This window comes from Exiguobacterium sp. UBA7533 (assembly GCF_002479335.1).
In the GTDB taxonomy this organism is placed as follows: Bacteria; Bacillota; Bacilli; order Exiguobacteriales; family Exiguobacteriaceae; genus Exiguobacterium_A.
In genome coordinates this window covers 13,799-26,283 of the sequence record NZ_DLMP01000018.1, presented here as the reverse complement: position 1 = coordinate 26,283, position 12,485 = coordinate 13,799, and the positions used below count along the sequence as shown (strand labels likewise).

Below are 12,485 nucleotides of genomic sequence, written 5' to 3'. Positions count from 1 at the left end.
ATCTAAGATTCTAAACTTCGAAAATACAAAACACCCTATTCAAAATTCAAATAGGGTGATAACTCTTATTTTAGTTGACTAACTGCAAAATTTGCTTCTTCTGGTGTGAATTTTTCTCCATAATCCGATGAGAGTTGATCTCGAATCGCTTCAGGTGACATGCTCATCGTTTCTTGGTATTCCTTCGCTTTTTGAAGAGCGTTTTGGTTGTAATCGACATCAAGTGTATCGATTGCATACTGGGCTTCTTCACTTGTGAATTTTTCACCGCTGTCTGATGTCAGTTGATCATAAATGCCTTTTTTCGACATGCTCATCGTCTCAGAATACGATTCAGCTGATTTGAGTGCGTTTGATTTCCAATTATCAAAACTCATGTTTTCCATCGCATACGCTGCTGCTTCGTTCGAAAACTGCTCTCCATAATCAGACGTCAACTGATTTGAAACAGCTGCTTTCGACATGTTCATCGTTTCCGCGTATGATTCTGCCTTGTCGAGTGCTGACAGATATTCTGTCGGAACATCAGGTGTCGATGGTTCTTCCGCTCCAGTCTCTTCTGTAGAAGTATCTTCTACCGCAACTGTATCTTCTTCTGCGGTGTCTTCTTCTACAGCATCATCTTCTTTTAGGGCAACTTCTGTCTCTTCTGCATCCGATGACTCAGTCATTTCCGTGTCCTCTTTTATTGTAGTTGATTTTGTTGATTCTGCCTTTTTAGTTGGAGTCGCCTGATCTTCTGAATTATTTCCTGCTACTGCAAAAATAAGAAGTATGATTACCCAAAACCACCACTTCTTGTAGAATTTACGTTTTGGTTTAGTAGATACGTGCATTCTTTTATCCCCTTACACTTTCTTATAGATAAAAAATATCATATATAACTATAAAATGGAATTTTGATTTTATAAAATAGGTAATTAATTATTATCATAAGATATTAATCGCATCTGATTTCTTTTTGATTCAGACGTAAAAGAGCCAATGTGACAGCATGAATCACCATCTTTATAGATAAAATAAATTTCATAGAATAATTTTTGGTCAATAAACATTCAGAAAACATAATTATTTTTACAAAAAAAGTAAATAATAGGTTATTGTGTTATTATTTCTTATGGCTATTTTTACCTCAAATGAAATTAAAAAACAGAAGGGGATTAGGATATATGGCATGTGTGAATTGTTCGGATGCTGCGAAGCGTGGATTAAAATTTTGTCCGAGTTGCGGTGATGCCTTAAAGCAGGATATTGAACACCGGGAACCTGTAGAAAAAGAACACAATAGTAGACCCGTGCACTCTAAAAAAACGAGTAAGTCTGCAAAAGCGATTCTGTTGACCGTCGGATTATTGGTCGTAGCTGGTGGTGCCTACTATGGCCTCGCCACACAATGGTTCACGGTCGAAGCGACGACGAATGAAGTCCGCGATGCGATTCGCTCCGGTGACGCTACATTACTCGCTGAGCATACAGAGTTCAATGGAAAGCCGATTGACCGAAAAATGGCACAACGTTTTTTAGATGCTTTGAAAGAGACGCCGGAGCAAAAGAAATCATTCATGGATTATTTATTGATGGCGGGTGCGTCGATTCAAGCAGAAAACGATAGTGATGTTCCGGGTCAAATCGTCGCCAGTGGTCGTCAACTCGGAATCTTCAAGGATTATCGTTTGCGCCTCGATAGTGTCAAAACGGAAGTCATCAGTAACTTTAAAGGAACGAAAGTCACACTCGTGAATCCTGTCGGAACGGAAAGTAGTAAAGCGTCAGCGGAAGGGATCATGATGGATGGTGTCTATCCGGGATTAACGGATGCCAAAATCGCATATGATGGCGAATACGGTAAAGAATCAAGCGACGTCACAATCAATCCATTGACGCTTGACGCCGCGGATCGAAAATTCGAAATCACGTTAAAAGGAAATGCGATCGAGATCGATCAGACGTACCCCGATGCCTTTTTGATCGTTGACGGAAAATCGACATCGAAACAAGTATCAGATTTGAAGAACTATGGACCAATCCCGAAGAACGGGATCAAACTCTCAATCGAGAATTCGTTCCCATGGGGAGAGGAAACTTCGGATGAGATTCTCGTCAAACCGGATACGAAAAAAGCGACGTTCACGTTCGCACCGTCAGAAGCCGTTTTGAACCAACTTCAAGGAGTCGTCGAGGACCATGCGTCTGACTGGGTCGATGCGGCAACCTATCAGGATACGAGTTATTTCTCGCTCGTTGATGATGCGTCCTATCTTGCGAAACAACAAAAGAACTATGACGATTGGAGTCGAAAGGACTTGGAGTGGGACGGAGAGTTCATGAATGCCTCGATTGATCGTTCGTCAGCGAAGTTCGTCGAGTACGGGGATACGGTCGGTATTGAAGTCATGGCGACGACATATATCCGAGGCGAGCTGTACACGTATGCGAGTGAATCACCAGGAAAGTCTACATCGAAATCACTCTTCCGCTACCTCTTCACATATGGCAGTTCAGAAGATAGCTATGAGGAAGGGTTCCGGATTCAACAGGCGACGAATATTAAATAAGAATAAGGGAGGCTACACGGATGATGGATTGGCAATCAGTCAAATCACGTTTTCAAGGGATGACAGCAAAAGAATTACAGGAGCAGGCGGAGCAAGCGCGACGTGAAAAAGGACGCTTGCTGTACGAAATCGGAGAGCGTCATTACATGAAGCTGCGGAGCGAAGGGCGTCGTCAAGAAATCGAGGACATTCTTGCACAAGAAGTACTCGTATTCGGTGCCTTGTTACGGATTGATGAGATGGAAGTCGAAGCTGCGCAAAAGCAATGTAAGTCATGCCGGACGCCACTTGAGCCAGGCGCGAAGTTCTGTGGGAAATGTGGCACGTCCGTTCCACGCGAGAACGAACAAGCAAAAGTCGCCTGTACGACATGCCATACGCCACAACGTAATGATCAGCATTTTTGTACATGCTGTGGATCAGAAATGGGGCAACGCGTATGAAGTATTGTTCGACCTGTGGTCAAGCACATGCTCCGCACGCCCAGTATTGCGAAGTAGACGGGACGTCACTCGATAAGCAAGCCCGTCCGATCCGCTTCGAACAAGCTGCGCATTTTTGTGTCGGGTGTGGTACACAGATGGATGGTCGTGCGTCGTACTGTCCGAATTGTGGACATTCGCGCCTCGTCGCTGCGACGTCGGAAGGCTCACTTGTGGACCGTCTTCCGGGTATGGACGACATTCGTAAGAAGTGGAAATCGCAGGATTGGAAAGTGAACCTTCCATGGAAAGAGCGCGGACGCGCATTCTTCTCGCGATTCGATTTCTCGCTTGGGAATCCGAGTCTTGCGATCGGTAGTATCGCCGCCGTCATCTGTTTTGCTGCGATCGTCGTCATCTTGTTCATCATGCTCGGTCTGCTCAGCGATAACCCGGCATTAGATGGAATCAAGACTGTTCAACAAAACGTAGGGAATGACTTTAGTACGTTCGGAATGTTCTTCTTCCTTGCTTTCGTCGCCCTTGCTGGTCTAAATCTCACATCAAGTGAAGACTTGAAATCACGCTTCCTGACCGAAGTGATAGGTAACGATGCGGATCAGTTCTCTGATGTTCAAAAAGCAATCAATCAACTTGATTTTCATATTTTTTCAGGGCATTTCTTACTATCCTTGCCGGGATTGATCCTATTAATCGGGAGCGCATGGTTGCTCGAACGAGGTGGTGTCATCGGAATCAAGGCGACATCGTGGAATGAACGGATTGAACGTGCGGTCGTCTTTGCCCTGACATTATCGGTGATCACATTGGTCGTCGGATTGTTTGCGACGGATTTCGGCGTTTTCGATCTACATCTGATCACAGGAATGATTCGGATTTTCCTTTTGGCGCTCGCTGGTGTTCTTTTGTTCCAATTCATCGGTCAAACGGATCTGCGCGGTTCTTGGCAGGTCGGACGGATCGCCGCGACGACATTGATGAGTGTCTACTTGTTCGGTGTCCTGCTGACATCATTCGGACAACTATATTACCTAAACGAGCTCGATGAACTGGACGAAGTCGAATTTGGTGAATCGGCCAGTCTCGTTCTCTTGAGCGGTGCATCTCCGCTTTACGCAATGTCTCAAGCTGGGCAAGTCGATTTCAAGATGACGGTTTTAACAGAAGACTTCCATCTAGGTGCGGCCTTATATGGTGAAGATCGTTTGAATGACTTAAAGCAAGGAATCGATGAAGCGGATGATGCTTCAAATCTGGATCGAATCCAAGGAATCATCGGGAATCAGATTCAAAATGGAGAAGATCCAACGCTTGATCCGAAAGTGACACGCTTTGATGAGACGGTGGATGTGGGACTTCTGACACGCTTCGCACAAATCGCGAATGCGTCCACTCCGTTTGAAGAAGAACAACTGCTCAATTCAAGTGTTGCTCCGTATGGCTTGATTGTGCTTGTTCTGATGTTCGTCATCCATATCGGAATCGGATTCCGCTGGATTCGGACGTTACCGAATGTTGCGATTTATGCCGGGGTCTTTATGGTCGGTGGACTCATTTTAGCGTACTTCACACAAACGCGGTTTGAACTGCAATGGGATAACGATATCCTAGCCGGTGTCGTTGTTTCCACTTTGACATGGTGGAATGCGTTCATGCTTTTCTTTTTCCCATTCCTCGGTGGATTAGTGGGATATGGATTGAATCGCTTTAAAGATACAAAAGGATGATTCCAAACAAAAACGCTTGTCTCCGTTTTCGAAGACAAGCGTTTTATCATAAGGATTGTTTGGTCGTCTGTTCAAAATCAATCGTCGAGTCTTTTTCAATCCCGGAATCGCGGAAGGTCAGACCGCCGTCGTCATCAAACTCGATTTTTAAAGAAGACTCATAGAAATATAGCATCAGACTATTATCGGAATTAAAACGTCCGCTATACGTAAAGTCATCAAGTGGTTGTCCTTCATAATCTCGAGCATCATGGATTGTCAGTGTCGCCTCACGATTCGGATGCGTCACGACATCAATCGTCGCATCGCTATAATCTTGTTCGTTTTCGCCCTGATCACTCGTCGAGTACGTGTAGGTACCTGCCACGTCACGAAATGCTTTTTCGACCTTACCAAGAGTGCGGTGATAACTAGCTGCTTCATCCGCGAGTGCTTTGGCACCGAACGTCTGATTCATGACTCGTTCCGCGTAACGAAGGGCGTCCGTCGTCTGATTCATGAACAAGGCGGCTTTCAAATCGTGAAACGCCTCTTGCTGCTGTGACAGCGCGATCAGACGCTTATCTGTCGCACCTTCCGTCCGAGCTTTTTCGCGCCATTGTTGTTCTTCGAAAAGGTCTCCAGCAAGCGTGCTTTGAGCACTTTGCTTCAAGTAGAGATCCGCTGAGTCGTTACTACAACCACCTAGTATGCTAGCTGTTAAAAGAAAAGGAAGTATGCGTGGCATCATGATGTCGTCTCCTTCTTGAAGGTTCGTTTCACAGAGGTGATGCTGTATCGGTCGTCATCGAACGTCACCTCATATTCGACGATGGCGCGATGGAATCGTTTCTCGTCTTCATCATTACTGAAATGAACACGAGCGTATGTCTCGGTCGTTTCGACTCTGAATTCATTTTTGCTGATGGCTTCTATCTGATCAAAGGTCATGTCCTTTAATGTGAGGTAACTATAGGGGTCTTCTTCAGACACCTTCAGTCGATCACCGAAACGGTCTCGCTCATCTTCAGATAAATCGTCTTCACCGTAGAATAGATCAGCATAAGAGCTGTAGTCCTCGATGGTAGGATCGTAATAATCCCAACCACCATCTTCTCCGTTGTTGAGCAAGGGGAGGCGCTGGGCATAACTATTGAGGAACTCGTACAAGGAATCGGGTGAGGCAGCATCAAAAATGAGGTAATCCTTAAGGTCTTCATCAGCCAGTTGATTACGTTGTATCGCTGAGGCACCTTCCGGCAAAACTTGATCGATATCAGCCGCTGCATGTGTCAGTTGACTCGTCTTGAATAACGGTTGTGCCGCTTGATATTTGAGATAACCGAACGTACCTCCACCGATGCAAAGCACTACGATCACCAATCCGATGAGCCATGATGTTTTGGCGGAACGGGATCGCGATGGACGATTTTTTTGACCACAGACCGGACAATAGATCATCTGATCATTCATCGGGGTTCGACAATTCGAACAATGTGACATTAAAAAGCACTCCTTTCTTAACTTCGTCATTATAATGTAAAATAAAGATAAAAATAACAAATTTTTGAACAAAAGGAGAGGGAATCATGGATCCATATGAACGATTGGGGATATCGCGTACTTCATCGATGAAAGAGCTCGAGCGAGCGTATGCTGAGAAGCTTGAAGCACATCCGGAGGAATCCGAGGAACGGACAGAAATCGAACGAGCATACGTCGTCATCAAGTACGAAAAGAAACAAAAGAACAAACGCAATAAGCGAACGATCGGGATTAGCGCACTGCTCCTCTTACTCGCCGCGGGCGGTGGGACGTATTTCTTTTTGAACCAGGAAGAGACGCCTCAAGCAGTCGAACAAAAGAAGCAGGATGCTTCATTCGTCATTGGTGAAGAAGAGAAGACGAGTCAGGACAAATCGGAATCGAAACCGACGGAAGCGGCGAAAAAGTCAGATTCGAAGGAAGTGTCCGATCAGGATTATAAGAATATCCAAGATATTTCAACGCTCTTTTTCCGAGAACTCGAAGACGCTCTTACAGAGCGGAGCGTCAAAGGATTGTCTGTCAGTACGAACACTTACAATCAGAACTTCCAAAGTAGTTTGAATGATCTCGTTACAGGAGGTTACATCTTTGATGGTGAGCTGACGGTCAACGATATTCCTCAAAACGATATTACGATTAAAGGAGATAAGGCGACGGTCGAAGTAAAGGTCGACTATTCCTCACGGTCTTATCAGCCGTATCTACACGAACGTCCGGATGGCAGCACGATCGTCTGGGAACTAAATCTTGTGAAATCGGGACAAGACTGGCTCGTTGATCAACGAAAGTCGCTCTCGGATTCAGCGACAGGTAGAGGCATGGAGGTTCGAGAATCGGTCAAAGGCGACATCATCGATACCGTGCACCAGCATGCGAAGGAGTGGGAACAGGCGTACATGGATAAAGACACGTCAGCCTTCACATTGTTCACGTCGTCTGCGTATTTGAATAAACAACAAAGTTATTATGCAAGCATGGACAAGAATGGCGTTTACTGGGATGGATATTTGAATGAAATCGAATATTCCCCAGCATCCATCACCGTCAGCGAAGTCGCGACTGATTTGACTGCGACCGTCGAAGCGATTTGCTATTACGAAGGTAGCTATTATAAAGAGGATGATGATTCACTCGATGAACGCAATCCTGGAAAAGACGTACCTTTCAAATATTACCTGAAGTACAACTTAGATGACGAACGCTGGTACATCACTGACTCACAAGCACTAAAAACCTTTAGTCATAACGATACGACGACGTACTAATCATAAGGAGGAATTCCAATGAAAAAAATAGTGGCAGCAACAGCACTTGGTCTCATCATCAGCACATTACCAGTAGTGAATGATTCGGCGGCAGCACTCAGTAAAACAGAGAAATCAATCGTTGATCGTCAAATTGCTGCGTTAAAGAAAAGTAAACTATCTGGTGGTTATAAACCAATCGATGTCCGGTCCGTCTATCTACTTGGTGGCAAGTATCCTGAAACGTTTACGCTGTATGAACGATTCAATACGAAGACGTATATGAATGATGTCATCGGTAAAGCGCAGAAGTATGATGCGAAGAAGAAAAAATGGACGACGATCTATACGTATACGGATCGAGATACAGCTTATTATGATGTGTGGGCTAAAGGAAAATTGGTCGATGCGAAAAAAGAACAACTCGTCATCGGACCAGTCGAGGGAAGTGGTAGCTTTCTAACACCAATTTTAATTGGATCAACGGATGGTAAGGCAATCAAGAAGGTGTTTGAAGCAAAAGAAGCGTACCCATTCGGTCGCGCGTTGATTAAAGATAAAAAACTCTATCTTGGTTCGATGACGATCGTTCATGATGTCTATTCCTATAAAGGAAAGACATTAAAACATCGCATCGGTACGGGGGCGGATGATCGAGATGCTGTTGGAAAAGTCTCGAAATACATGACGCTCGATGAATATGGCGGAACTACACATCTTACGAGTAGTAAGTCGATGACGCTCAAAAAAGGACAACGTTTCGGAATCGTCCGTAAGTCGACGAAGGATACGAATCCATATGTCTACCGGGCACTCTCATCAGGAGAAAGTAAACTGAAACTTGATGGCTATGGCTTCAAAGCAATCAAGACGGGTGTCGAGAAATGGCATTTCGAACCAGAAGCATACGGTAATTCTGTCACAGTGAAATTTACGGTGAAATAAGTAAAAGCCAGTTCCTGATTACTTCGGGATCTGGTTTTTTCATTTGTCCTGCTGGTGTGATTGCAAACGATTTCATGATACGCTAGGGGACAGAAAAACCTGTCCAGAAAGAAGGAATTCCTATGCATATTCTTGTCATCGATGATGAGGCGAGCATCCGGCATCTCGTCAAACTGCAACTCGAGCTCGATGGTCAGACGGTCGAGACGGCAGCCGACGGAGCAGCAGCACTCGCCTTGCAGGCAACACAACCCTTTGATTTGATCGTCCTCGATTTGATGCTACCGGATACGACCGGTTTCGACTTGATTCCTAAGCTTCGACAGACGACACCTGACTTACCGATCTTGATGCTGACGGCGCGTGATCAGATGAACGATAAAATCATCGGGCTGCAGCTCGGAGCGGATGACTATATGACCAAACCGTTCAACGGAACAGAACTCGTCTTGCGTGTCAAAAATCTGTTGAAACGCACGAAGGCGGTCGTACCACCCGTGCCTGTCGTGACTGATCCCTTCTTATCGGTTGATCCCGAAGAACGCGTCATTCGACTCGATGGACAACCGTTACCACTGACGTACCGGGAGTACGCCTTACTTGCGCTCTTCTTAGCGCATCCGAAACGGGTCTTCGAGCGAGATGAACTGCTCGAACAAGTCTGGGGTTTTGACTTCTCCGGTCAGACCCGTGCCGTCGATATCATGGTCCAGCGCTTGCGGAAGAAACTCGGAGTGCAAGGCGAACGGATCAAGACGATTTACGGTGTCGGCTACAAGTGGGTCGACGCATGAAGTTACGCCAGGTCATCACGGAAAACTTCGTCTTGCTCCTCGTTCCGGCACTGCTCGTCCTCTTCTTGATTCTCTATGCCTTCATCCAATCGAATCTATATGAGAACGCCGTCGATTCCGTCCAAAAACTGAGTCGGGAAGCGGAGCTCTACACGATGAACTACCTCGCAAGTGAAGAGACGGACTCGCTCGCCGATACGGCAGTTCCGATCGCTTCCTATCTTGCAGACCGCTTCGACGCGCGCGTCCAGCTGTTTGGACCAAACGCAGAACTACTTGCTGACTCGGAACGCGATCAATTGCCGCTTCTCGCAGGAGACATCGATCAAGCGTTAAAAGGAAATTCGAGTTATCTCTTTCTGAAAGAAACCGATGTTCCCGTACTGTTCTTCTCAAGCCCACTGTACGGTAAGACGGACGTCATCGGCTCGGTCCGTTTTCTTGTTGATCTGCGGACGGAAGCCGAACTGCTACGGCAATTCACCTATGTTTTCACGGGCGTCTTTCTGATCTTGATCGTAATTGCCGTTTGGACAGCACGGCGGATGGCAAAGACGTTGATCGGACCGATCGACGATTTACGAAGCGTTTCGCACGCCTTGACGAAAGGACACTATGCGCATGCGCTACCGGCGTATCCATATGAGGAATTGAACCGACTGGCAGCGGACTTTTCGACGCTTGCAGACGCGATCCAGCACAACATCGGACAGCTCGAACAACAACGAAGCGACCAGCAGACGTTCATCGATCACATCACCCATGAACTCCGGACGCCGATGACGGCGATCATGGGCTATGTCGAGTTGATCCCCAAGCTGCCGCCGGACGAAGCGGCACATTGTTATCACTACATCGAGGTCGAGAGCCAGCGCTTGTTACGACTCGTCTCGCATAATCTCGAACAGGCGAAACAACAACGGAACGAACGCCACGTGACGTCGACGATGTTCGCGCTCGATGCCCTGCTCGAAGATACCTTATTCATCATGCAGTTGCGTCTCGATGGACAAGGGATTCAAGTGAAGCAGGATGTTCCGTCAATCTACGTGCTCGGGCAACCGGACCAGACGAAACAAGTCTTGTTGAATCTTCTCGAGAATGCCGTCAAATACAGTGACGCGATGACGGTGACATTTTCGACCGTCAGTACGGATACGACCCTCCGACTCCTCATGACGGATGACGGAATTGGTATGGATCCAGCCGTCCTAACCGAATGGGAGGACGAGCAACATAGTCTGACGACGGCGAGTGGGAATGGACTCGGTCTACCGCTCTGCCGGCGTCTGATGCAGGAACAAGGTGGCGATTTTGAACTTGAAAGCGATGTAAGCGGCACACGTATCACATTAACTTTTCGATTAGCGAATCAGACTTAATGTAATCGCTTACAAATTATACATTTACGAAACAATTCGACCGGATTTACGAAACAATTGCCCCGTAATCTAAGAATCAAGCAAGGAGAGGAATCATGAAAGCATCGACCATCGCTTATCTATTCTTGATGGGCATCTTGTTTGCCCTCGGTCTTCTTTTGCTTCAGCAGACGGTCTTCGGACGCTTACACGTCCTCGATGGACCGAAACGACTGAATGCTTCCGATGACTCGCTCCCGACCGAGTTGACGTTACGTCACCGGGCATGGGGTGAGCAGACGGTAGAAGACGGAACGGAAGTCCAGCGCATCACGACTCTTTTGAAGCAAATGAAGACGGTGGCAAAGGGGACCTGTCCGGCAGGTACAGCGACATTTAACGGGACGCTCCGTTTCTTAAACGGAACGACATGGACGTTCTCCCTCGGGGAAGGCATGACACTAAACGGGCAATGTGTCGCGAAACGTCCCAGCACCCAAACGACGTCACTGAAAGCACGATTCTTGAACGCCTATCACGAACCGGAACAGCTCGCGCGTCAGTTCGCCGAGGCGGAAGTCGTGACGTGGTATGCGGGAGAGCGATCTCGTTCTTTGACTGCACGTGAGCGAGAAGACGTCAAGCGTCGCCTGACGCAAGCGGAGCCGATGACGGACTATGAAGAAGTCGGTCAAGCACTCGATGCCAGTCAGGGACAGCCGCGCATTCTCAAGCTCCAGCGGTTCAAGAATGAGCAGAACACGCGTGCCAACTTAATGAATATTACTGTGTATGAGACATTGTTCAGCGTCCAGTACATGGATGATGACAATGGAAACACCTTCTATTTAAAAGGACAACTCCTGCCGACCGGGAAGGAGGCAGATCGATGAGAAAAGGAATGCTCTTCTTGCTGAGTATCATTTGTCTCATGAGCATTTGGATCGTCCGCAACAATGAACAGACGAAGCAGGGAACAGCTGCGCGGGAAACAGTTCCGCATTTGACGGCGTATGTCTCTGCGAAAGAGGATATTGGTCGCGCCTTGCTGTCATCATATTGTGAACAAGCAGGCTGTACGTACGAGTTCGTCCGCCTGTCGACGGAAGAACTCGTCCGGCGTGTGACGAAGGAAGCGGATCATCCGCGCGCTGACGTCATCATCGGTGGAACGTGGGATGCCCACCAGACGCTCAAGCAACGCGGGTTGTCGACACCGTTCCCGAGCGACATGGATCAAGCGGAACTACAGGATCCGGATCGCTACTGGATCGGCTACGAAGTCGAACGCCTCGCAATCGTCATCAATACGGACGTCTGGAACAACCGATTCGGGGCGGCACCGTATCCGAAGACGCTCGCTGACTTGACAGCGAAACGGTATCAGGACGAGTTAATTTTGCCGGATCCGAACCATTCCGGTACCGGTGCGACGATCCTGCAAGCGATCTTTGACGGATACGGAACGAAGTCGGAAGGTGTCTTACGCGAGCTAATCGAGCGAACGCGACTATTCACGGCGAACGGTTTTGCACCGACGTCGTACGTCGCCAGTGGGGAAGCGATGCTTGGGGTCAATTTCATCGGGGATCAACAATCGCTACGCGAAAAGTATTATCCGGTCAAAAGCATCCCACTCGATACGTACTCGATCAACGCGATCTCAAAGCTGAAAGGACGGACGCAACAAAAGCAGGCGAATGCCTTCATGCGTTTCGTACTTTCGACTGACGGTCAGGCGATTCTGCGGAAGGTCTCATTCGGTACGCCGACCTATGCGATCGCGAAGACACAACCGATCCAGCAAAATGTCGGGCAGGACATCGTCGCCGATTACCGGGACTACCTCCGTCGATTCAATCAGCTCCAGGACAAATGATGCGAAGACT

General features: G+C 47.3%; 12 protein-coding genes. 9 read left to right on the top strand and 3 right to left on the bottom strand.

Annotated elements, in window-relative coordinates; all coding sequences use genetic code 11:
* Positions 1–65: 65 nt before the first annotated feature.
* Positions 66–671, bottom strand: coding sequence for an Ltp family lipoprotein (locus tag B2U10_RS14640; RefSeq protein WP_290788566.1), 606 nt, complete (start codon positions 669–671; stop codon positions 66–68).
* A gap of 498 nt (positions 672–1,169) precedes the next feature.
* Between B2U10_RS14640 and B2U10_RS14635 the strand changes: the two genes are divergently transcribed.
* The 3 genes from B2U10_RS14635 to B2U10_RS14625 are packed head-to-tail and all read left to right on the top strand — an operon-like array spanning position 1,170 to position 4,725.
* On the top strand, positions 1,170–2,555 hold the full coding sequence (locus tag B2U10_RS14635) for a TcaA 3rd/4th domain-containing protein (protein WP_290788563.1): 1,386 nt from the start codon (positions 1,170–1,172) through the stop codon (positions 2,553–2,555).
* A gap of 20 nt (positions 2,556–2,575) precedes the next feature.
* Positions 2,576–2,998, top strand: a complete 423-nt coding sequence (locus B2U10_RS14630) for a zinc ribbon domain-containing protein (RefSeq protein WP_214805532.1) — start codon at positions 2,576–2,578, stop codon at positions 2,996–2,998.
* Positions 2,995–4,725 carry a zinc ribbon domain-containing protein gene (locus B2U10_RS14625; RefSeq protein WP_290788560.1) on the top strand — a complete coding sequence of 577 codons (1,731 nt, stop codon included), beginning with the start codon at positions 2,995–2,997 and terminating at the stop codon, positions 4,723–4,725. Before B2U10_RS14630 ends, B2U10_RS14625 begins: the two co-directional genes overlap by 4 nt.
* Before the next feature lie 46 nt (positions 4,726–4,771).
* On the opposite strand, the gene B2U10_RS14620 is transcribed toward B2U10_RS14625, so the two are convergent.
* The gene (locus B2U10_RS14620) at positions 4,772–5,455 is read right to left on the bottom strand and encodes a hypothetical protein (protein ID WP_290788557.1); all 684 of its coding nucleotides are present in this window, start codon (positions 5,453–5,455) and stop codon (positions 4,772–4,774) included.
* Positions 5,452–6,207, bottom strand: a complete 756-nt coding sequence (locus B2U10_RS14615) for a hypothetical protein (RefSeq protein ID WP_214805526.1) — start codon at positions 6,205–6,207, stop codon at positions 5,452–5,454. The genes B2U10_RS14620 and B2U10_RS14615 overlap by 4 nt, the downstream gene beginning before the upstream one ends.
* 86 nt (positions 6,208–6,293) lie before the next feature.
* Here B2U10_RS14615 and B2U10_RS14610 point away from each other — a divergent pair, with 86 nt between their 5' ends.
* The 6 genes from B2U10_RS14610 (at position 6,294) to B2U10_RS14585 (ending at position 12,475) form a co-directional block, all read left to right on the top strand.
* Positions 6,294–7,517, top strand: coding sequence for a hypothetical protein (locus B2U10_RS14610; protein WP_056063343.1), 1,224 nt, complete (start codon positions 6,294–6,296; stop codon positions 7,515–7,517).
* Between the two features lie 18 nt (positions 7,518–7,535).
* Complete coding sequence (locus B2U10_RS14605) at positions 7,536–8,441, top strand: hypothetical protein (protein ID WP_214805524.1); 906 nt, start codon at positions 7,536–7,538, stop codon at positions 8,439–8,441.
* 122 nt (positions 8,442–8,563) lie between these two features.
* The gene (locus B2U10_RS14600; RefSeq protein ID WP_214805523.1) at positions 8,564–9,235 is read left to right on the top strand and encodes a response regulator transcription factor; all 672 of its coding nucleotides are present in this window, start codon (positions 8,564–8,566) and stop codon (positions 9,233–9,235) included.
* The gene (locus tag B2U10_RS14595; RefSeq protein WP_290788548.1) at positions 9,232–10,617 is read left to right on the top strand and encodes a sensor histidine kinase; all 1,386 of its coding nucleotides are present in this window, start codon (positions 9,232–9,234) and stop codon (positions 10,615–10,617) included. Before B2U10_RS14600 ends, B2U10_RS14595 begins: the two co-directional genes overlap by 4 nt.
* Before the next feature lie 95 nt (positions 10,618–10,712).
* Positions 10,713–11,489 carry a DUF3919 family protein gene (locus tag B2U10_RS14590; RefSeq protein ID WP_290788546.1) on the top strand — a complete coding sequence of 259 codons (777 nt, stop codon included), beginning with the start codon at positions 10,713–10,715 and terminating at the stop codon, positions 11,487–11,489.
* The gene (locus B2U10_RS14585) at positions 11,486–12,475 is read left to right on the top strand and encodes an ABC transporter substrate-binding protein (protein WP_290788542.1); all 990 of its coding nucleotides are present in this window, start codon (positions 11,486–11,488) and stop codon (positions 12,473–12,475) included. Before B2U10_RS14590 ends, B2U10_RS14585 begins: the two co-directional genes overlap by 4 nt.
* The last annotated feature ends 10 nt before the right edge of the window (positions 12,476–12,485 follow it).

Excerpts from the sequence above, each read along its gene's own strand:
- B2U10_RS14610 (WP_056063343.1), top strand. The coding sequence starts at position 6,294 with ATGGATCCATATGAACGATTGGGGATATCGCGTACTTCATCGATGAAA.
- B2U10_RS14635 (WP_290788563.1), top strand. The coding sequence starts at position 1,170 with ATGGCATGTGTGAATTGTTCGGATGCTGCGAAGCGTGGATTAAAATTT.
- B2U10_RS14590 (WP_290788546.1), top strand. The coding sequence starts at position 10,713 with ATGAAAGCATCGACCATCGCTTATCTATTCTTGATGGGCATCTTGTTT.
- B2U10_RS14620 (WP_290788557.1), bottom strand. The coding sequence starts at position 5,455 with ATGATGCCACGCATACTTCCTTTTCTTTTAACAGCTAGCATACTAGGT.
- B2U10_RS14630 (WP_214805532.1), top strand. The coding sequence starts at position 2,576 with ATGATGGATTGGCAATCAGTCAAATCACGTTTTCAAGGGATGACAGCA.
- B2U10_RS14625 (WP_290788560.1), top strand. The coding sequence starts at position 2,995 with ATGAAGTATTGTTCGACCTGTGGTCAAGCACATGCTCCGCACGCCCAG.
- B2U10_RS14615 (WP_214805526.1), bottom strand. The coding sequence starts at position 6,207 with ATGTCACATTGTTCGAATTGTCGAACCCCGATGAATGATCAGATGATC.
- B2U10_RS14600 (WP_214805523.1), top strand. The coding sequence starts at position 8,564 with ATGCATATTCTTGTCATCGATGATGAGGCGAGCATCCGGCATCTCGTC.
- B2U10_RS14605 (WP_214805524.1), top strand. The coding sequence starts at position 7,536 with ATGAAAAAAATAGTGGCAGCAACAGCACTTGGTCTCATCATCAGCACA.
- B2U10_RS14595 (WP_290788548.1), top strand. The coding sequence starts at position 9,232 with ATGAAGTTACGCCAGGTCATCACGGAAAACTTCGTCTTGCTCCTCGTT.
- B2U10_RS14640 (WP_290788566.1), bottom strand. The coding sequence starts at position 671 with ATGACTGAGTCATCGGATGCAGAAGAGACAGAAGTTGCCCTAAAAGAA.
- B2U10_RS14585 (WP_290788542.1), top strand. The coding sequence starts at position 11,486 with ATGAGAAAAGGAATGCTCTTCTTGCTGAGTATCATTTGTCTCATGAGC.